Genomic DNA, 20,679 nt, shown 5'->3' on the forward strand with positions numbered 1-20,679 from the left:
CCTTCCGATCCACTTGGACCTTGCCATAAGCTATCTTGCATGCACCTTGCACGCAAAGTTATAGCGGACTGCCAATGAGCCAGGATGCAAAATACAACAGCCATTCGAAGCTGAATTGCGTGATCCGCTGCTTTCAGGCAGAGCAGGCCGGAGCAGACGAAGCGCTTATGCTTGATCCCCATGGTTTTGTGAACACCACCAACGCCTGCAACTTCTTCATTGTCCGCAAGGGTGAAGTTTGGACGTCAACCGGCGATTACTGCATGAATGGCGTCACCCGCCAGAAGGTGACCGATATCTGCAAGGCAAACGACATTCCCGTCTATGAAAAAAACTATTCGCTTTATGAGGCGGTTAGCGCTGACGAGGCATTTCTGACGGGCACGTTTGGCGCGCAAACCCCTGTGGCCGAAATTGATGGAAAGCCGATTGGCGACAAAGGCGCAGGGCCAGTGACGCGCAGGATACGAGACCTCTACAAGCAGCTCATCGCGAAGACTGTGAAATAACGCACCGATTTTTGGTGAACATGCACCAGATAGGGCGCGAAATCTCGAATATCGCGTGATATTGTGCGATCTTCGATTGAAAGAATGAGTGTTTGAGAATGACCAAAACCGTGCAACTCGCCCTGGATGACATCAAACCATTTTGCGTAAAGATCCTGCGCCATCATGGCTATGGCAACGCACATGCCGACGCAATTGCGGATATGCTCTATACCTGCCAGCTCGATGATTGCCAGTCACATGGTCTATTCCGGCTGTTCATGGCAATCGACACAATTAGCAACGGCAAAATCGATGGCAACGCCGAACCGGTGATTGCCTCCTCCTCCAATGCCATTGTCAAGGCAGATGCCTCAAATGGCATGTCACAATTGGCCTTTGAGCAAGCGTCGCCCGAGCTGATCGCCAAGGCAAGACAGCATGGCATAGCGGCTTTGGCGATCAACAACTGCTATCACTTCTCCGCACTTTGGCCGGTGGTGGAGCAGCTGGCATCGCTCGGTCTTGCGGCTATGTCCATGGTGCCCAGTCAATCCTGGGTCGCGCCAGCAGGTGGAACCCGCGGAAGCCTTGGGACCAATCCATTCGCATTCAGTTGGCCAAGACAGGGGAAAAATCCTTTCACCTTTGATTTCGCGACAAGTGCCTTTGCCCGCGGAGAAATCGAACTCTACAGGCGCGAGGGAAAGCCGCTGCCTGAAGGCGTGGCAGTCGACAAGGACGGCAAGCCAACAACAGATCCGCAAGCCGCCATGGATGGAGCAATGCTCACATTTGGTGGCTACAAAGGCTCGGCGCTGTCGATCATGATTGAGCTGCTGGCCGGCCCCCTTATTGATGATCTGACCAGTTTGGAAAGCATGGATCACGCTGAAGGAAGAGGCGGCGCACCCTATCATGGGCAAGTGATCATTGCGTTCGATCTTGCTCAATTCAATGGCTCGCACACGGATCAGAACGACGCAAGGGCTGAGCGCCTGTTCGCAGATATCGTCGATCAAGGGGCACGCCTGCCATCACAGCGCCGCTATGCCGCAAGAGCGCGCAACCTCGAGCGGGGCTTTGTTGAAATTTCAAAACAACTGCATGACGATATTCTCAAGCTGCAAGAGTAACCCCGCTCACGCGCTCTGTTTGACCCCATCTCAACAAGGGTAGCGGGGCTGCCGATAGCGCAAGTGTGGCCGGTTGGAACCATGAAGCCGGTTTGCCGATCACAACGCAGGCTTTTCAGATCGTTGCTGTTCTGATTGGCGAAGGTGAAGCGCTGCTGGACGTGAAGCCGCCATCTGCTATTCAATCCACCCCGTCGCCAAGGCTCTGGCCCACTCGTCCCGGCCGTTCGACCGGGCGTGCTCAATCATACGCGAAGGATCATACGGCACCGATCGAAAGGTGAAGGACCAATCATCACCCGCTTTCTCAGCGATCGCATAGGAAGCGTTGGGCGTCCCGGTTTGCATGAGGTGGAAAACAGGCACATCGTCGTCGTAAGCCGGGCAGCCCACACTCCCCGGGTTGAGGATGATGCGGCCGTCACGAAGCCTTACAAGCCTTGGAATATGGGTATGCCCGCAAAGGATAAGGGATGCGTTGATGCCGTCCGCACGGGCCTCGATGTCATCAAAGCCGGCGCTTCTAACGGTGCCCTCCGGATCAACCTGTTCCAACCAATAGGTCGCATCACTATCTGGCGTACCATGGCACGCAAAGACCTCATCCTTCCAATAAAAGGACGGGCGAAGGTTTCGGAGCCACTCCAAATGGGATTGCTCAAGTTGCTCGAATGCGACCCGGTCAGATGGGCCCATATCTTCAGGGGCGGTCTCGATCAGCCATCGGTCATGATTGCCACGGATGGAGGGGAAGTCCCGCGCGATCAGAAGATCTGCCGTTGCGGCTGCATCCAGCGGGCCGCTGAAATGATCGCCCAGATTGATCACGTCCGCAACACCGAGATGGTCCATATCCGCGAGAACCGCTTCAAGCGCAGAGGAGTTCCCATGGATGTCGGCGATTATGGCAAATTTCATGGCGTCTGGATCCCAATCTCTCTTTGGCCGAAATCGTCATGGCAAGAGTGGCTATGAAACCCGGTTATTGAATTCTCCGGCTCGGCAGGTCAGATCTCGCTTTCTTACTGATTGAAACAGCGATGGGTTCGAAAAACAACTGCGCATTTGATCAGTTGAAGCGGCGAAGCGCCTGCCCCCCCTAAACGCACAACGCCCCCGCTATCGGTCCTGAAGAAGGAGCAACAGCGAGGACGCTGGGGGACTTACCCGGTGACTGTGCGGATGGTCGAGCTGGACCGACCGCGCAGTCTGATTAGTATTCCATGCGCCACATGTAGCGACGAACGCTCAGCGGATGACCACGAGAATCGCTGAGAGCAACGGCATAGGTGCGCAGCAGAGCGGTGAACATAATCGGAACCAGATATTCCGCTGCATCACCGGCAACTTCTTCAACGCCAAATTCTTCAGCATCAAGAACCAGCAGGCGCTTGGAGTATTTCTCAGCAAATGCCAGAGCGCGTTCGTCCATCTTGCGGGAATTTGCAAGGGTTTTCAGAACGATGAACGGCGTGTCGAAATCGGTGATTTCGAAAGGACCGTGGAAATATTCGCCAGAGTGGATGGCCGCAGAATGGACCCACTGCATTTCCTGCAGAAGACAGATAGCGAAGGAATAGGCGATGGAGTGGCAGGAACCAGAGCTCATCGTGTAGATGACAGGTTCGCGCTTGTAGGATTCGGCCCAGGCTTTTGCATTGTCTGCATGAGCGGCTTTGACTTTTTCAGCCTTGTCATGAAGCGTCGGCAGAGCGGCTTTGACCTGATCGATCTTGGTGTTGCCTTCCAGCTCTTTCAGGGAGCCAAGAACCAGCTGAACCAGCAGCAGAGCGTTGTGTTTTTCGCCAACGGTCAGCGGATCGAATTCATAGTAGATGGCTTTTTCAGCAGCTTCATCAAGCTCGGATTCCGGCTTGTGGGTGAAGCAGATCGTCAACGCACCAGCTTCGCGGGCATAACGGGTAGCCGCGATGGTTTCAGGCGTGTTGCCCGAATGGGAACAGGTGATGACAACAGAGTTCTTGCCAAGACGGACCGGAGCACGCGCAATGAATTCAGCGGAGCTGTAGGAATATGCAGCGATGCCCTTGGCTTCGCGGTCCATGACATACTGGCCCTGCATGAGAAGGGCGTTGGATCCCCCACATGCGACAAAATAGAATTCCGTGACTGACTCGCGTGCTGCAACGGCAGCAATAGCCTCATCAAGGCCGGTATTTTTTACTTGATCATTCATGATGAGATCCTTATGACGTTATATGACGTCTCTATACTTAGGCCACTATTGAGACCGGTGTCAACACGGTGTTTTCATTTGCCGCCCCAAAAAGCGGAAATAACTGGCCTACGCTTTTGCAGCACGTCACCCGTTCGGCTAGTCTGTCGGCGAGTGAGCCGTCGTCTGCGGCGGCAAGTGACAAGGACCTTGGTTTTTCTGTCTGCGCACCTTTGGGTTGCCGCATCAGGAAACACTGGGATTGATTGGGGACCCCTGCCCTGGGAATATCCGAAAGGGGAAGATCCGAAAGAGAGGCACGCGATTGTCTGAGAATGCGAACACACTTGCAAAAAACGCAGCAGTTCCGCTCTACGAACAGCTTAAATTCGCGCTCAAGGAGATGATCTCCACGCGTGCCCTTGGTCCCGGAGACACCATTCCCACCGAACCGGAGCTGTGCAAGCAATATAACGTCAGCCGCATCACCGTGCGACGCGCGATCGCGGATCTTGAGGCCGAAGGTCTTCTGGAGAAACGGCATGGCAAGGGCACCTTCGTCACAGTACCAAAGATGGAAACCAGCCTGTTGAATCTCGGCGGCTTCTCCGAAAGCTTCGGTCTGCGTCGCTTTCACGTCGAGAAATCGATTATGGAACTGGGAGAAGAGATTGCGGGCGAGAATTTGGGCCAAAAGCTGGGCATTGATCCGTCTGCCACAGTGCTGCATGTCAGTCGCCTGATCACCGCAGATGGCACGCCCTTCACGATCGAAAGCTCCTACTTCTCTCTGGACCTTTTCCCCGGATTGGTGAGCGAAATTCACGATGACACCTCGCTTTACCACCTGCTGCAGACCAAATATGGCCGTGAGGTGAAGCATGCCAAGCGTGTCATCAGCTGCCGGGTTGCCACCCCCAAGGAGAACACCATCTTCCACTGCAAAAGCGGAGATATCATCTTCGAGGTGGAAAAGACGGTGTATGGCGATGATCGCTCGATTCCGCTGCAATATTCGATGCTGCTGACGCCCAGCACCCGCATGAATCTCGTGATCGAAGTCTGAGGCAAAGCCTCGCAAAAGTTTAATTCCATTCCCCGTCCGGTCCGGCCATCGGGCAGCGGGATGTGCCTCCCCGTTGCCACTGTTTGATAAATGCGAAAAAAAGGCGGGATCTCCAGCCAGGCCAGAGATCCCAAGGCTGCTTATCAAAGGGAATAGCCGTAAACCCGTTTCGCAAAGTCTTCAGAGATACGATCTTCTGCAAGATCCTTATTGATGGCCTCGACCGGTCGTTTGGAGGGGTCACCATAGCCCCCGCCACCGGGGGTCACGATTTCAACGATCTGGCCGGGTTTCAGGTCAGTCATGCCCTTGAAGTCGTCACGTCCATCGCCATAGTCGAGATGCGTCATCTCACCCGGCGTGCCGCCTTGCAGCCCCCAAGCGCGAGAGCTGACCCGAGATCCTTCCACAGTGAAACGGCAAGGTTTCTCAACGCGGTAAACGCGCCTGATCCCCATGCCGCCGCGATATTCTCCACCACCTGCAGAATCATCCACCAGTTCATAGCGCAGCAGTGTAAGCGGATATTCCAGCTCGAGCGCCTCGACAGGCAGGTTGGACGTGTTGGTCAGATGCACCTGAATACCCGAAAGGCCGTCCTTGGTCGGACGAGCACCGCCCCCACCGCCGATGGTTTCGAGATAGACCCAGATCGACCCATCCTCATGGGCACCATTGAAGATGGCACCAGTGCAGCAGCCGTTGCCCGCCGCAGCGACCTTGCCGGGAATGGCCTTGGCAAGAGCACCCTGAATGATATCTGCGACGCGCTGACAGGCCGCGATGCGCCCTTCAACAGCGGCTGGATGCTTGCAGTTGAGGATCGACCCCTCTGGCGCGGTCACCGTCAACGGACGAGCCAGACCGGCATTGGGCAGGATGCTGGGGTCAACCACCATCTTCACCGCGTAATAACAGGACGCAAGCAGCGAAGTGTAGATCATATTAAGACCACCACGCACCTGTGGCGGGCCGTCGAAGGCAAGCGTCATCTCGTCGCCAGCAATCGTGATATCAACGGAGAATGTCATTTTCTCCTGCCACTGGTTGCTGTCAAAGATGTCGGAGAAGGAATAGGTGCCATCGGCAATGGCGGCAATGCCGGCCCGCATCTTGCGCTCGGCATAATCCTGCAATTCATCACCGGCCGCGAGCACCTTCTGGGTGCCGTATTTGGCACAGAGATCCTGCATCCGCTGCACGCAGAGCCGGTTGGCTGACATCTGCGCCCGCAGATCGGAAATCCGCTCATGGGGCACCTGACAGTTCAGGAGGAACATGTTCTGGATGTCTTCCTGCAACTCACCGGCCTTGTAGAGCCGAACAGGCGGAATGCGGATACCTTCCTGATAGATATGCTCGTGACCAAGGTCTGCAAAGTCGGAATGATGCGCGGTATTGACGGCCCAGGCGATCAGTTGATCATCAACAAAGATCGGCTCGGCCATCACGATATCGGGCAGATGCGTCGCCCCGCCTTCATAGGCGTCATTCCCCATAAAAACGTCACCGGGCTTGATATCTTCAAGCCTGAAACGCTTCATGATGTTGGGCAAGATGCCGATGAAACTGCCCAGATGCATCGGGATATGTTCAGCCTGACAAAGGGTGTTGCCCTTATTGTCGAACAGCGCAGTCGAGCAATCGCGTCGTTCCTTGATGTTGGTGGAATAGGAGGCACGGACCAGTGCCTCGCCCATTTCTTCCACGATCGAGGACAGCGCGGAGCCGATGACTTCTACGGTGATTGGATCGATCTGGCTCATTGGGCGATCTCCACGATAAGATTGAGATAGGCATCGACGACAGCGGTCATGCCGGGCAGGAGAACACTGGTTGTATCCATCTGCTCGATAATGGCCGGGCCGGTAATCTGGTTGCCGTGCTTGAGGAGCTTGCGGTCATACACCGGGCAGTTGACGAAATCGCCAGCCTCTTTCAGCCAAACGTCCCGCTCCCCGATCCGGGCAGCATCTGATGCAGCGCCCTCGAGCGGATAGGACTGGAGCTGGGCCTTCTTGACTTCCCCGACAGCCTCGAGCCTCAAGGTGACCAACTGGATCTTTTCGCCCTTGGCGATAAAGCCGAAGCGCTGTTTATGGACGGCTTCAAAGCCTTCTTCCAGTTGCTTGAAGGTCTCAAGACTGATCGGACCTGCGGGGACAGGAACGGACAATTCATAATTCTGACCGGCGTAACGCATGTCGACCGTGCGCACTTCCTTGCGGCGGCTTTCGGGGATGTTGTCGGCAAGGAACCAGTCCTGCGCCTGAGACGACAATTCCGCAAAACCGGCCTCGACGGCGTCAAGCGAATGAGCCTCAAGTTCAGTGAGCCGCGAGATCGCAAAGTCGGCACGCAGATCGGTCAGCAAAAGGCCAAGCGCACAAAGGGCACCCGGCGTGAGCGGGATGATCATGCGCGAAATATCAAGTTCCTTGGCAAGCCGGGCTGCATGCAAGGGACCGGCTCCGCCGAACGCCATCAGCGTATAATCGCGCGGGTCATGGCCACGCTGCACAGAGATCACACGAATGGCCTTGGCCATGTTGGCGATCACCACCTGCAGAATACCGTCTGCGGTTTCCATCACCCCAAGACCGATCTGGTCAGCCAATCGCTGCACAGCCTCAACGGCAAGATCCCGGCGCACTTTCATACGGCCACCAAGGATCTCAACCGGGTTGAGGGTCTGCAAAACGATGTTGGCGTCGGTCACCGTCGGTTCTTCATTGCCGTTGCCATAACAGACCGGCCCCGGATAGGCCCCGGCAGAACGCGGCCCCACCTTGAGCAGACCACCGCTATCAACATGGGCGATCGAGCCGCCACCCGCTCCCACTGTGTGAATATCGAGCATCGGCGCCTTGATCGGATAGCCATGGACATCCGCTTCGCCCGTCAGATGACACACACCATTTTGCAGCAAAGCCACATCCGAGGAGGTGCCCCCGACGTCAAAGGTGATGATGTTGGGGAAGCCAGACATCTTGCCGATTTCCTGTGCGGCAACCACACCGGTGGACGGCCCGGAGAGCACGGTGCGCACCGGCAGGTCCGCTGCGGCATCAAATCCGATCACGCCACCATTGGACTGGGTCAACTGCGGCGCGACCTTCAGACCAACCTCGTCAAGACGCTTGCGCAGCCTCTCGATATAGCGCTTCATCACCGGCCCAAGATAGGTATTGACCACGGTCGTGGAGAGGCGTTCGAACTCTCGGAATTCCGGCGCGACGGCATGACTGGTTGACACGAAGACATCCGGCAGCATGTCCGCAACCACCTTCTGCGCCATCACTTCATGGTCTGTATTGAGGAAGCCATACAGGAAGCAGATCGCGATTGCCTTGACATCCTGCTCCTTGAGCAGGGCGACTTCGCGCTTCAGGGCTTCCATATCAAGTGGCAGATCCACTGTACCGTCTGAGCGCATCCGTTCGGGCACCTGTCGGCGCAGATCACGACTGACCAGCTGCTCGGGCTTGTCGACATTCATGTCGTAAAGGCTTGGACGTTTCTGGCGGCCAAGCTCCAGCAAGTCACGGAAGCCGTCTGAAATCAACAATCCGGTCTTCACTCCGCGCAACTCGATCAGCGCGTTGGTGGCAACGGTCGTCCCGTGACCAAGGAAGCCCAGTTCGCTGGCGGACGCATCAACCTGCTCCAGTCCCTCGACAACCCCTTGCGCAATCGCACGGGACGGATCGTCAGGAGAAGATGACAGTTTCCAGATCTCCAGTCGCCCGGTCTCTTCCTCAAACAAGCAGATATCGGTGAAAGTGCCACCAGAATCCACTCCAATTCTCCAAACCATTGTATTCTCTCTCTTAAACGGAATTATGCTGCCACTTGCAGCTTCGGTGATTGGGTTTTGCCAAATCGGTTGAAGCGAAACTGTCCGGTTTCCCCCGTTGGCTTCACTCCCATGGCGATCTGCGCACTTAGCGCGTGCGCGCCGCCCCATTCCTCAGCGCTCTTCCTATCAGATGCGACAAACCTACCAAAAAGTATCACTATATCGGACATACCATGAAGGTTTCCGAGCATCGTCGCGTCACCCGCGCGGCGCGAAAAATGATAGTCACGAGATCTTAGGCAGCGCACGTTTTCTGCTTCATAGCTCCGATTCCTGCCACTTACGAGAGCAATCTTAGCGTTCCCACCATCATTCATGGAGACTGCACCTCGTGATAGAATTGTTCCTTAGCGAGAGGATATAACCAGAAATGTTGCTCCGTAAACCTAATTTCTATCATTTTCTATCGTAACCCACCACGAAAACGTGCAAACCATGACAATTATCTGGGCAACTGAATTATTTTTAGGCTTTTGACACCGGTATCAATTCGAGAGCTTGACAATATTTGGAATTTTATGGCTGCATGTGAGAGATATGAGAGAAAACTCTTTCATTTCACCGTTAACAAATACCCGGAAGCGGGATCACTGGGTCGATTGCCGACTGGAGGATTACATGACAATTTCGAGACGCGACGTTCTTAAATATTCAACCATACTGGGCGCAGCCACTCTGGTTGGAACACCGTCCTTTGCTGCAGGCGCACGATGGGACTTGGCTGACGAGTATGGGGCTCAGTCGCTCACAGGTCAGGCCTGCAAGTTCTTTATCAATGAATTGAAGAAGAAAGTCGGCGACGCGCTGCAGATCACCTATCAGGGTGGTGGCGCACTTGGTTACAAGTCTGCCGATCATTTCGACGCGGTTGAAGATGGCGCCGTGCAGATTGCGATCACGCTGCTGACTCAGTTGGGCGGCATCGATCCACTGTTCAACCTCACCTCCCTGCCCTTCATGGCCCGTTCGCCCGAAGAAGCGCTCCTTCTTTGGAAGACCGCAAAACCCGAATACTCGAAGATCTTTGAAGATCACGACATGAAGCTGTTGTGGGCCATGCCAAACGCTCCGTCCGGCATTCACGCCAAATTGCCAATCACATCTGTTGATGCCATCGAAGGACTGCGCATCCGTACCTATGATGTGAACGGCACCCAGACACTGGTCAATGCAGGGGCCTCGCCGCTGCAGATCTCCTGGGGTGATCTGATCCCGCAGCTGTCGACCGGCGGCATCGATGCGGTGCTCACCTCGGCAGATGGCGGCATGCAGCTCTCCATCTGGGACTATGTCTCCGATTTCACCGAAATCAACTATGCCATGGGGCTGTTTGTCTGCCACGTCAACAAACCAGCCTTTGACGCCCTGCCCGAAGATGTCCAGAAAGCGATCATGGATATCTGCGATGAGTGCGACACCTACAGCTGGAAGATCGTCGTGGACTCCATCGAGAAGTCCTACAAGGTCATGAGTGAGAACGGAATGACCATCACCCATGATGATGACGTACCCAGCGAAGTCTTCGACCTGCTTCAGAATGCAGGCAAGCCCGTACGTGAAGACTGGCTTGCCCAGACCGGAGAGAAAGGCAAGACCGTTCTCGATGCCTTCGAAGCCAAGAAGTCCAGCTAATCCGGCGTCCGGTATCCGGGTCTTGCCGGGTACTGGACCTTTTTAAGGTCACCAATCGATGTCCACGAATACTGGCTTCGACTCATCGGAAGCAGACGCGATCTCCGACGGGTCACCTTTCAAATTCCCCTCTCATCCCGATGATCCGGTTTGGCTCGCCATGCTGAGCCGCATTTCGAGCAGCCTGAATCTGTTCTGTGCAGTGATTTCGGCGATCTTTGTGTCCCTGATGACCCTGTTGATCATCGTCGAGATTGGTTTGCGCTTCTTCTCGCTCTCGACATTCATGGCAGACACGCTGGTCGGATATGGGGTCGCGGCGACGACCTTTCTGTCGGCCGCCTGGGCGCTCGAGCACGGTGCCATGATCCGCGTCACCGCACTCACCAATATCATGCCCTCCTTCGCGCAGCGCGTCGCAGAGCTCTTTTGCCTTGTTGCCACTGAGGCCATCTTCCTCTTCCTCATCAGCTACCAGTGGCACTCGGTTTATAAATACTGGTCGCGCGGAACGGTCGGCCAGCATTACGTCAAGATCCCGCTCTGGATACCGGAAAGCTTTTTCCTCATCGGACTGGGGCTTCTGGCCCTGCAGGTTTTTGTGAGACTGCTTCGCGTTCTCGCTGTCGGACATACATCGGAAGGATCGCTCAAGATCTGAGCATGAAAGGTTAGAACCATGTCTGTTGCGCTTTCCTCCATTCTCCTGCTCGCCCTGCTGGCCCTGTTTCTGGGAGCCGGTACCTGGATCTTTGCCGGCCTCATGCTATCGGGCGCAGGGGCCATGTGGCTCATTCTTGATTTTCCCTGGGTCCGGGTCGGTGCGATCGCCACGAAAGTGATCTCCTCCTCCGCCGTATCCTGGGAATTGGCCGCTGTGCCGATCTTTGTCTGGATGGGCGATATCATCTTCAGAACGGATATATCCGAACGCCTGTTTCGCGGGCTCGCCCCTATCGTCGCCAAGATCCCGGGCGGTCTGTTGCATACCAACGTCTTCGGCTGCACCCTGTTTGCCGCAATCTCGGGCTCTTCGACCGCAACAACGGCAACGGTTGGCAAGATCACCGTGCCAGAGCTCAAAAAGCGCGATTACAGCATGTCGCTGGCAGCCGGATCCCTCGCCGGCGCAGGCAGTTTCGGTTTGCTGATCCCTCCCTCCATCGCCATGATCATCTATGGTGTGTTGGCCGAGGTCTCGATCTCGAAACTCTTCATCGCAGGGATTGTCCCCGGTGCGATGATGGCGCTGCTGTATTCGGGCTACATCGCCATCATCTCGACCTTCTTCCCGCATATGGCCCCCAAATATGAAGGCGAAATCTCTCTGCGTGTCGTCCTGAAGGGGCTTTGGGAACTGGCCCCCCTCGCCGTCTTGATGTTCGTCGTCCTCGGCTCGATTTATTCGGGCCTTGCCACACCGTCTGAAGCAGCAGCAGTGGGCGTTTTCTGCGCCATCCTGATCACGATAGCCACCCGGCAGTTCAGTATCAGGATGCTTGTCGAAAGCCTGATGAACACCCTGCGGATTTCGTCCATGATCTGCATGCTGATTGCAGCATCGGCCTTCCTGTCCGCAGCGATCGCCTATATGCATCTGCCTACGATGATCACCGAAATGATTGCCAGCCTCGATCTCTCACCTTATGGGGTCCTGTTGATTCTGGCTGTACTCTATATCGTACTCGGCATGTTCCTGGACGGCACATCGATGACCGTGATGACCGTGCCGATTGCCGTGCCGTTGATCGTTCAGGCTGGCTACGATCCGCTCTGGTTCGGCATCTATCTGGTCATCATGATCGAAATGAGCACGATCACGCCACCCGTCGGCCTCAACCTTTACATCCTGCAGGCGCTGACCGGGCGAAGTTTGGGAGCCACAATTCTCGCCGCGGCCCCCTTCTTCCTGCTGCTCTGTCTCGGCACGGCCCTTCTGGCCACATTCCCCCAGATAGTTCTGTGGTTGCCGTCGGCACTATAGTGACATTTCGACTGGAATTTGTTTATTCATCCATTCCCCGAGTGAGGTTTTCGGGGTAAGTTCAAGTCAGGGTTGATAGATCTGTGTAGTAACATTCAATCCATCAACCCTGCCTATTGAGAAACTACTGGAGTGTATCTTGGTCGAAATAACTGTATCTCAAGGGGAAGAGCTGTTGCCCGCAGAAAGACGGGAACAACTGATTCAGTGGTTTCAGACCAATGTCTCCGGCACCAATCAGGAACTCGCACGCATGTTCAACATCTCCGTCTCGACAGTGAGACGAGATCTGGACTCGCTGGCAGCCGAAGGCATCGTACGCCGCACCCATGGCGGCGCAGTGAGGATTCGCTCGCGCACCAATTTCGAACCATCAACCGATCTGGCGCGGCGGACCGCGGTCGAAGAAAAGAACTCGATCGTCCGGCTCACCTGCAAGATGATTGAACCCAAGCAGAGCATCATCATCGATTCCGGTGCCGTGATTGCCCATATGCTTGCAGAGGAAATCGCAGCCAATGGGATCCCCCTGACTGTCATCACCAACGACCTCTATGTTGCCACCACCCTCGCCTACAAGGAGCATATCAAGCTTATCGTACCGGGTGGAACCTGTCGCTTCGGCTCCTACGGCCTGCTAGGAGAGCCCGGGCTCGAGTTTTTCGATGATATCCGCTGCGACTGCTTCTTCATGTCAGCTCAGGCACTCGACATAGAGTGCGCATCGGAAACCTTGCTGGATGTGATGTTGATGAAGCGGGCGATGATCAAGGCGGCCGAACGCACCGTCCTGATGCTCGATAGCAGCCGCTTCTTTGACCGCGCCATTTATCGCACCGTGCCGATCGAGACCTTTGACACCATCATCACCGATGAAGGTCTGTCCCACGAGGCAGCCGAGAAAATCCGCCTGCGCGGTGTCAATCTCGAGATTGCCCGTTTCTGAAGCTCCCCCCCTACGAGACCATAGCCTCAGCCCCTTCCGGACCTGCGCTACAAGCGCTTTTTGGGGCACCTGCACCCACACCTGCCTTCCATCGCGAATTTCTGAATAGGGAAAAAACCTCTTTTTTCTTGCCAAAAAACGTCCGTTTTGCAATATTGACACCGGTCTCAATATAAGATTCCATTCAAAACATCCCATCACGTAATCAAGGATCTCAGGATGAACGATCAAGTTAAGGCCTACGGTCTGGATGAAGCCATCGAGGCTGTCGCGGCCCACGGCTCCATCTCCGAAATTTATTTTGTAGCCTGCGGTGGATCCTATGCGCTCCTGCAGGAAGGGCAGTATGTGGTGGACTGTGAGGCGAAATCCATCGCCTCTTACGCATACAGCTCAGCCGAGTTCATCTCCCGCGCACCGGCGCGCCTTGGCAAGAATTCACTGGTCATCACCTGCTCGCATTCCGGCAACACCCCCGAAACGGTTGCAGCAACCGAGTATGCCCGCAAGGCCGGAGCGCTGACCATTTCCCTGACCAATCTGGCCGACTCCCCGCTGGACAAAGCCACAGAAAACACGGTCTTCTACGAATGGGATCCGCTGTCTGTCACCACCAAGCACAATTCGGTGATGCTGCTCCTGTTGGTGCTTGGCATTCTCAACAAGCTTGAAGGCAACAGCAAATATGATCTGGCGAACAAGGCTATCCCCGCGCTGCACGATATCGGTGAAGGCCTGAAAGAAAAATATGCTGCCGCGGCTGCTGAATTCGGCGAGTCTCACAAGCGCGAACCGGTCATCTACACGATGGCGTCCGGCGCGAACCATTCAACCGCTTATGCCTTTGCAATCTGTCTGCTGCAGGAAATGCAGTGGGTGCATTCCGCCTGCATCCATTCGGGCGAATATTTCCACGGGCCGTTTGAAATCACCGATTTCGATACCCCGATCATCATCCTCAAAGGCCTCGGCAATGCCCGCAAGATGGATGAACGCGCTCTGGCATTTGCACAGAAATACTCCAAACGTCTTTCTGTTCTCGATGCGACCGACTTCGGTCTCGAAGCAGTGGCTGGCGAGGTTGCAGAATATCTCACGCCGATCATGTTCAATCTGGTCCTTCGGCTCTATGCCGTTGAACTCGGCGACAAGCGCGGCCATCCGCTGACCGTCCGCCGCTACATGTGGCGCATGGAATACTGATCAAACTCGGATCGGAGGCCCTTTCGATTGTCTCCGATCCGCCCTCACTTTTTTGAATAGTCAAAAATCAATAATCAGAACGCACCAAATTTTCGGCCTCATTTCCAAAAGGGAAGCGATCTCACCGAATTTTCGCGAAAAGACAACAATAGAAAGTCCTAGAAATGGCTCGCTCCAACAACAAGGCCTCCCTGCTCGGCATTGGCGACAACGTGGTTGATTTCTACAAAGACCGGAATGAATTTTTCCCCGGCGGAAACGCGCTCAACGTCGCAGTGCTGGCCAAACGCTTTGGCCTCGAGAAAGCCGGCTATATCGGACTTGTCGGCAATGATGAAGAGGGCAAGCATGTGGTCAGAAGCCTTGAGGCCGAGGGCCTCTGGATCGACCGCATTCGTCAGGCTTGCGGCGAGAATGGCAAGGCCGTCGTCCATCTCGACGATCAGGGAGACCGCGTCTTTCTGGGGTCCAACAAGGGCGGCATCCAGCGCCAACTGACCCTGAAAATGGAAGAGGTCGACCTTCAGGCCGTAGAAGATTATGGCTGCGTTCACACATCCATCTTCAGCTATCTGGAGAATGAACTGCCCCTGATCAGGGAGCGGGCGAATGCGGTGGCGTTCGATTTCTCCTCCCATCTGGAACTGGACTATGTGAAACGTATCGCCCCTTCTATCACGACGGCTTTCTTTTCCGGATCTGCGCTGAATGAAAGCGAGGTTGACGACCTGATCGAGACCGTCGCAGGGCTGGGTGTTGACACAATCGGCGTGACCCGCGGCTCCGACGGTGCCTATTGGCAGGTTGGCGGCAAACGCTATCGCCAGGGCATCAAGCCGGTTGAAGTCGTCGACACGCTCGGCGCGGGAGATTCCTTCATCGCCGCGTATCTGAGTGGCATCCTGATGGGCCATTCTGTTGAGGAATCTCTGGATGGTGCCGCGACTTTCGCAGCCGACACCTGCACCCGCCTCGGTGCCTTCGGTCATCCCTATAAGGTTTCCGCGAGCTGAGGCTGCAAGACGACAGGATTGCTTCATCGAAGCCAGATCTGGTCACAAATTGACAAAAGGGCGAGATTTGATCTCGCCTTTTTGTCATTTCGCAGTCTCGACTGACTGTCTGTCGATCATCTGCATCTTCATCACATGCCGCAATGGCGGCTCGGTTACGCCTTCAATCCGTTTGATGAGTTGTTCGGCACACCAGCGCCCCATCTCCGCGACAGGTTGGTCAATCACCGTGATTGTCGGGTTCGTGACTTCCGTCCAGTCGGCATTGTGAAACGCGATCAGCGACAAGTCGGACGGCATATCTATATCGCGCCGCTTTGCCTGCTTGAAGATCTTCAGCGCCACATGACTGTCCGATGCAAGCATCGCGGTCGGACGGTCCGCCTGATCAAGCACCTTGCTGATCGAGGCACTAAGACCACGATCGGGATCGGCATTGAGTACGATAATGCTGTCCTCCTGCGGAATTCCGCCAGCACGGCAGGCTGAGAGGAATCCCGAGATACGGCGTCCGACCGACGAGGTGGGAATCAGCAATTCACCATTTTCATCCATCCCGCTTTCCAGCGTTTCGGTCACGAATGCCAGCCGACGGTGGCCAGCCTCGATAAATTGCTCAGTCGCCTTCGAAGCTGATTCGAAATCATCGCTGACAACCGTATCGACTTCCAGACTGGGAACCTCGCGGTCGAACAGAACCATCGCACAATTGAGGGATTTGAGATTCTCAAGGTGGGCCGTTTGATAGCGATTGGCCGGCGCAATGATCAAACCGTCAACCTGCTTACCCACCAGAACGTTCACAGCCTCTCGTTCCACATCGAAATTCTCATCCGAGTTGGTCAAAATCACATTGAATCCGCTCGCATTGGCAACGTCGGTGATACTTCTCACAGCAATACCAAAGAATGAGTTTTCGATGTCACCCACCACAACACCGATGGTTTTCGATTTTCCGGTAGTCATCGAACGAGCCAACTCATTTGCTCTATATTTCAGAGACTTGGCAGAGGCTTGCACGCGTTCGCGGACTTTTTCGCTTGTCACGCCATAGCCCCCAAGCACACGCGCTGCGGTCGACTTGGAAACATGTGCATGTCGGGCAACGTCGGCAACGGTGACGGCAGGAGACTGAAGTTTCTTTTTATCCATAATTTAAATGCCTACAGACGAGTTGACGGTCAGTCAAGATCATTATAGTCTTTCATTGAGACCGGTCTCATTAATAAGGATCGGAATAAAATTCGCCAAAATCACTCACTTTCGATTTTGTCGGTTCAAACACCAAATAAGCCAGATAACCGGCAAGCCCCCATGGAGAACAGCATGAAGATTACCAATCTTTTCGGCAAATTCACCCGCCGTTCCTACCTGGCAATGATGTCAGGTCTAGTTGTATCCTGTCTCGTTGCTCCCGCCAACGCTGCAGATGACAATCCCTACGGACTTTTGGATACTGACTCCATTATGGTAGGCACCATGTCCGATGCGAAACCATATGCGTTTGTGACTGCAGACGGCACATTTTCCGGTTTCGACGTTGAGTTCTTCCAAAACATTGCCAAACGGCTCGGCTTCGAAAAAGATCAGGTCACCTTTGTTGGTCAGGATTTCGCAGCACTTATTCCTTCCGTTGTCAATGGCCGCTTTGACGTGGCCGTCGGCGCGATCGGCACCACCGCGCAACGTCAGAAAGTCGCTGACTTCACGGATGGTTATCTCGCAGGCTTCCTCTCGGTTCTCAGTTCCGATGAATCGCTGTCCACCATCGAAGCCCTGGATGACAAGCGCCTCGGCATCGTGCAGGGCACTTTGCAGGATGACTATGCGCAGAAGCATTTCCCCAAAGCTCAGCTGGTTCGTTTCCCAGACAACAACAGCGCCGTTGCTGCCCTGAACAATGGCATGGTCGACGCTCACTTCCTCGATTTCGAAGCAGCCAAACAGTTCGGTAAAAACTATCCGGGCCTGAAAGTCATGCAGAACTTCGCATCCTTCGATGCACCCGCAGGTTTCGTTGTGCGTAAAGGAAACAGCAGGCTGCTTGACGCACTCAATGAAAAGATCCACGAAGCCATGCAGGATGGCACTTGGAAAGAACTGCACAGCAAGTGGTTCCCAGGCAGCCCGATGCCTAAACAGTATCTCCCGCAGAACTGATTACTCGTCATTGCAAAACCAGCAATTCAAGAAGCATGGGGGCGGAGCATTCCGCCCCCAAAGGCAAAAAGTAAAAAAGTCGAGGTGTTTTAGCGTGCCCTATTACCTTCCCATACCTGAAGGACACGCCGCATCTCCATCGACCAAACAGGGCTTTCTCGCCAGACGGTAACAAACAGGACAACAGCAGATGGAGTGGTTAGAAACCCTAAGACGTAGCTTTCTCGATTTCGACGCTATGGCTTCAGTTCTGCCCAGTATGTTTTACATCGGGCTCAAGAACACACTAATTCTCGCAGCATTTTCAACATTCTTCGGCGTTCTTATCGGCATTGTGCTGGCGGTCATGGGCATCTCCCGGTCCCCTTGGCTTAAGCTGCCCGCGCGTATCTATACCGATATTTTCCGTGGTCTCCCCGCAACCGTAACCATCCTGTTGATCGGTCAGGGCTTTGCCCGCATCGGTCGCGAGCTGTTCGGCCCCTCCCCCTTTCCTTTGGGAATTGCCGCACTCAGCCTGATTGCTGGCGCTTACATCGGCGAAATCTTTCGCTCGGGTATCCAGAGCGTTGACAAGGGCCAGATGGAAGCCAGCCGCGCTCTTTCCATGAGCTACGGTCAGGGAATGCGTCTTATCGTCATCCCGCAGGGTATCCGCCGCATTCTCCCCGCCCTCGTCAACCAGTTCATCGGCAACGTCAAGGATTCGAGCCTTGTCTACTTCCTTGGCTTGCTTACCTACCAGCGCGATCTGTTCCGCGTTGGTCAGGATCAGGCTGTGGTCACAGGCAATCTCTCGCCGTTGCTCCTTGCAGGCGTCTTCTATCTGATAATCACGGTGCCGCTCACCCATCTGGTCAACTATATCGACGACAGGCTCCGCACCGGCAAGGTCACCAAGTCAGGCCCGGTCTCAGGCCTTGAGGAAGTAACCGAACAAGCCTCTGTCCCCAACCTTCCTGCGGTCGAGAAACCGGCCTTCAGGGGCGGCAGCCTGAAAATCTCGAACCTGACCATGGCCTATGACGACATCGATGTGCTCAAGGATATCTCGCTCGAGGTTCCCGCTGGCTCCGTGACCTGCGTCATCGGACCCTCCGGCTCGGGCAAGTCCACCCTGCTGCGCGGTCTGAACCGTCTGGTCGAGCCCAAGTCCGGCGCGGTCACTCTGGACAGCAGCGATGTGCTGACCATGCATCCCGAGAAGCTTCGCCGCCGCATCGGAATGGTCTTCCAGCACTTCAACCTGTTCCCCGACCATACTGCACTGCAGAATGTCAGTCTGGCGCTGAACAAGGTCAAGAAGATGCCGATTGCCGAGGCTCGCAAACTTGCCGAGGAACGCCTCTCTGAAGTGGGGCTTGCCTCCCGCATGAATCATCGGCCTGCCAACCTGTCTGGCGGCCAGCAACAGCGTGTTGCCATCGCCCGGACACTGGCCATGGAACCGGAAGTCATCCTCTTTGATGAGGTGACAAGTGCGCTTGACCCTGAACTCGTCAAGGGCGTTCTGGAACTGATGACAGATCTTGGCAAGCGCGGCATGACAATGCTTGTCGTCACCCACGAAATGGGCTTTGCCCGCAAGGTGGCCGATCAGGTCGTTTTCATGGATGAGGGCCGCATCGTCGAGGCGGGTACGCCCGAGCAGATCTTCGATCATCCCAAGAATGACCGTCTCCAGCACTTCCTGCAGGAAGTGCTCTGACAAGCAGCGGCGCACATCATGGCGCTGCACATCACCAAGTAAAAAGGGGAAGCAACCAAGGTTGCTTCCCCTTTTTTTGTGTGCATCAGTCGGCTCCGGATTGTTTCTTTGCCTTCGTTTCGAGTGACCCAGCGCGATCCCTTGAAATCCCGCTACATCGCTGACAAGGTTGCGAAGATAACGATGCCAATTCCAACTGCGCTGAGGACAAAGAGCAATCCTCTAGAAAGCCCGCTCGGAACGCCTCCCCTGTCTCCTTGTGAAGCGGAAACAGACCGGATGCTTGCGACGATAAGCATCACCCCAAGGACCGTGCCAACGCTCTCCAATGTGGTTAGCACTGTCGACATTGGATTTTGTGATACGGGGAAAATATGCAGGAGATCCGCCACATAAACCGCAACATACGCAACACCGGCTACTACCGGCCACATACCGGTTCTGCCATAGCGTAAGGCAGCGTAGGCAAGGATGAAACTGCCCAGTCCCAGGATGGTCAAAAAGACATTGAAAGCGGCCAGAACAGAAACGGAATAGTGCGGAAAGACTCTGGTTTCAACGAACCCGCCCGGCACCATCAGGGCCAGATTGAGGGCGCTTAACAGAACGAGGATTCCAACGATACGAGAATGAGTCATGAGTTTTTTCTATCGGATTGATGCGTGGGGAATTGTTGAGGCGGAAGAAGGGGTGCTATCAGCATGCCAAAGGCACGTTGGGACAAGATGGTTTCTTCTTCGCTGGATAGGTCTTGAGCGTAATTTGCAAACCAGCGATCAATCGTTGTCGCAAGGTCTAGCGTGACGCTTGTCAGAAGCGTGTGCGGAACGTCATCTCGAATGGCACCAACAGATTGACCTACGCCGACGAACTTTTCAATTTGGGTCTGCAGCCGAGTAAGCGGCTCTTCGAACGCACGCTTTGCAGCGACTTCGTGGTGCAGGATCCGAACCAACTCCGCAAGACTTTTGTCTTCGTTGAGCGCTGTCGTCACCTGTTCAACCAAGCCAGAAATACCTAGCCAGAATGCCCGTGCATCCGTGGCTTGAAGCGGAACCGACAGCGTAGACTCATCGATATGAGGCAGGCGAGCTTCGAGAGTGGCACGATACAATTCGCCCTTATTGGCAAAGTAGTGATAGGTGCGCCCTTTGCTCACGCCAGCGCGCTTCAAAATCCGGTTCAGGGAAGCCCCTTCCAGCCCATATGCGCAGAATTCATCTTCGGCTGGTTCCAGCCAAAGCAGGCGATCTTGTTTGCTCAGCGCCAGAAATCGGTCTCGTGGGGTCATGATGATGTCTTCTCAAA

18 protein-coding genes are annotated in these 20,679 nt (G+C 55.0%); 11 read left to right on the forward strand and 7 right to left on the reverse strand.

Going from position 1 to position 20,679, the window contains the following annotated elements; all coding sequences use genetic code 11:
* Window positions 1-74 precede the first annotated feature (74 nt).
* Window positions 75-509, forward strand: a complete 435-nt coding sequence (locus CPH65_RS19475; protein ID WP_197703891.1) for an aminotransferase class IV — start codon at window positions 75-77, stop codon at window positions 507-509.
* Between the two features lie 98 nt (window positions 510-607).
* Window positions 608-1,624 (forward strand): Ldh family oxidoreductase, encoded by a 1,017-nt coding sequence (locus CPH65_RS19480; RefSeq protein WP_096175392.1) that lies wholly within the window; start codon window positions 608-610, stop codon window positions 1,622-1,624.
* Between the two features lie 177 nt (window positions 1,625-1,801).
* Here CPH65_RS19480 and CPH65_RS19485 read toward each other — a convergent pair whose 3' ends face one another.
* Both CPH65_RS19485 and CPH65_RS19490 read right to left on the reverse strand, forming a co-directional pair.
* Window positions 1,802-2,542 (reverse strand): metallophosphoesterase, encoded by a 741-nt coding sequence (locus CPH65_RS19485; protein WP_096175393.1) that lies wholly within the window; start codon window positions 2,540-2,542, stop codon window positions 1,802-1,804.
* Between the two features lie 295 nt (window positions 2,543-2,837).
* Window positions 2,838-3,821, reverse strand: coding sequence for an SIS domain-containing protein (locus CPH65_RS19490; RefSeq protein WP_096175394.1), 984 nt, complete (start codon window positions 3,819-3,821; stop codon window positions 2,838-2,840).
* 304 nt (window positions 3,822-4,125) lie between these two features.
* Between CPH65_RS19490 and CPH65_RS19495 the strand changes: the two genes are divergently transcribed.
* A complete protein-coding gene (locus tag CPH65_RS19495) occupies window positions 4,126-4,866 on the forward strand; it encodes a GntR family transcriptional regulator (protein WP_096175395.1) in 741 nt (246 codons plus the stop codon).
* A gap of 143 nt (window positions 4,867-5,009) precedes the next feature.
* Here the strand turns inward: CPH65_RS19495 and CPH65_RS19500 are convergent, their stop codons facing one another.
* Window positions 5,010-6,632 carry a hydantoinase B/oxoprolinase family protein gene (locus CPH65_RS19500; RefSeq protein WP_096175396.1) on the reverse strand — a complete coding sequence of 541 codons (1,623 nt, stop codon included), beginning with the start codon at window positions 6,630-6,632 and terminating at the stop codon, window positions 5,010-5,012.
* Window positions 6,629-8,683, reverse strand: coding sequence for a hydantoinase/oxoprolinase family protein (locus CPH65_RS19505; RefSeq protein ID WP_096175397.1), 2,055 nt, complete (start codon window positions 8,681-8,683; stop codon window positions 6,629-6,631). The genes CPH65_RS19500 and CPH65_RS19505 overlap by 4 nt, the downstream gene beginning before the upstream one ends.
* A 660-nt stretch (window positions 8,684-9,343) precedes the next feature.
* Between CPH65_RS19505 and CPH65_RS19515 the strand changes: the two genes are divergently transcribed.
* The 6 genes from CPH65_RS19515 (at window position 9,344) to CPH65_RS19540 (ending at window position 15,503) form a co-directional block, all read left to right on the forward strand.
* Window positions 9,344-10,357, forward strand: coding sequence for a TRAP transporter substrate-binding protein (locus tag CPH65_RS19515; RefSeq protein ID WP_096175399.1), 1,014 nt, complete (start codon window positions 9,344-9,346; stop codon window positions 10,355-10,357).
* Between the two features lie 58 nt (window positions 10,358-10,415).
* Window positions 10,416-11,018 carry a TRAP transporter small permease gene (locus tag CPH65_RS19520; protein ID WP_096175400.1) on the forward strand — a complete coding sequence of 201 codons (603 nt, stop codon included), beginning with the start codon at window positions 10,416-10,418 and terminating at the stop codon, window positions 11,016-11,018.
* Window positions 11,019-11,036: 18 nt separating this feature from the next.
* Window positions 11,037-12,341: a TRAP transporter large permease gene (locus CPH65_RS19525; RefSeq protein ID WP_096175401.1), complete on the forward strand. Its 1,305-nt coding sequence runs from the start codon at window positions 11,037-11,039 to the stop codon at window positions 12,339-12,341.
* Window positions 12,342-12,480: 139 nt separating this feature from the next.
* A complete protein-coding gene (locus CPH65_RS19530; RefSeq protein ID WP_244574459.1) occupies window positions 12,481-13,287 on the forward strand; it encodes a DeoR/GlpR family DNA-binding transcription regulator in 807 nt (268 codons plus the stop codon).
* A gap of 219 nt (window positions 13,288-13,506) precedes the next feature.
* Entirely contained in the window at window positions 13,507-14,490 is a 984-nt protein-coding gene (locus CPH65_RS19535) for an SIS domain-containing protein (protein ID WP_096175402.1), read from the forward strand.
* A 164-nt stretch (window positions 14,491-14,654) separates the two neighbouring features.
* Window positions 14,655-15,503, forward strand: coding sequence for a PfkB family carbohydrate kinase (locus tag CPH65_RS19540; protein WP_096175403.1), 849 nt, complete (start codon window positions 14,655-14,657; stop codon window positions 15,501-15,503).
* 84 nt (window positions 15,504-15,587) lie between these two features.
* Here the strand turns inward: CPH65_RS19540 and CPH65_RS19545 are convergent, their stop codons facing one another.
* Complete coding sequence (locus tag CPH65_RS19545) at window positions 15,588-16,655, reverse strand: LacI family DNA-binding transcriptional regulator (RefSeq protein ID WP_096175404.1); 1,068 nt, start codon at window positions 16,653-16,655, stop codon at window positions 15,588-15,590.
* A 162-nt stretch (window positions 16,656-16,817) separates the two neighbouring features.
* On the opposite strand from CPH65_RS19545, the gene CPH65_RS19550 reads away from it, so the two are divergent.
* On the forward strand, window positions 16,818-17,663 hold the full coding sequence (locus CPH65_RS19550; protein ID WP_371359351.1) for an ABC transporter substrate-binding protein: 846 nt from the start codon (window positions 16,818-16,820) through the stop codon (window positions 17,661-17,663).
* Window positions 17,664-17,853: 190 nt separating this feature from the next.
* On the forward strand, window positions 17,854-19,371 hold the full coding sequence (locus CPH65_RS24885; RefSeq protein WP_096175405.1) for an amino acid ABC transporter permease/ATP-binding protein: 1,518 nt from the start codon (window positions 17,854-17,856) through the stop codon (window positions 19,369-19,371).
* Window positions 19,372-19,523: 152 nt separating this feature from the next.
* Here CPH65_RS24885 and CPH65_RS19560 read toward each other — a convergent pair whose 3' ends face one another.
* Both CPH65_RS19560 and CPH65_RS19565 read right to left on the reverse strand, forming a co-directional pair.
* Window positions 19,524-20,009, reverse strand: a complete 486-nt coding sequence (locus CPH65_RS19560; protein ID WP_096175406.1) for a hypothetical protein — start codon at window positions 20,007-20,009, stop codon at window positions 19,524-19,526.
* Window positions 20,006-20,662: a TetR/AcrR family transcriptional regulator gene (locus tag CPH65_RS19565; protein WP_096175407.1), complete on the reverse strand. Its 657-nt coding sequence runs from the start codon at window positions 20,660-20,662 to the stop codon at window positions 20,006-20,008. The genes CPH65_RS19560 and CPH65_RS19565 overlap by 4 nt, the downstream gene beginning before the upstream one ends.
* Window positions 20,663-20,679: the final 17 nt, after the last annotated feature.

The sequence above is a fragment of the Cohaesibacter sp. ES.047 genome, assembly GCF_900215505.1.
Classification (GTDB): domain Bacteria; phylum Pseudomonadota; class Alphaproteobacteria; order Rhizobiales; family Cohaesibacteraceae; genus Cohaesibacter.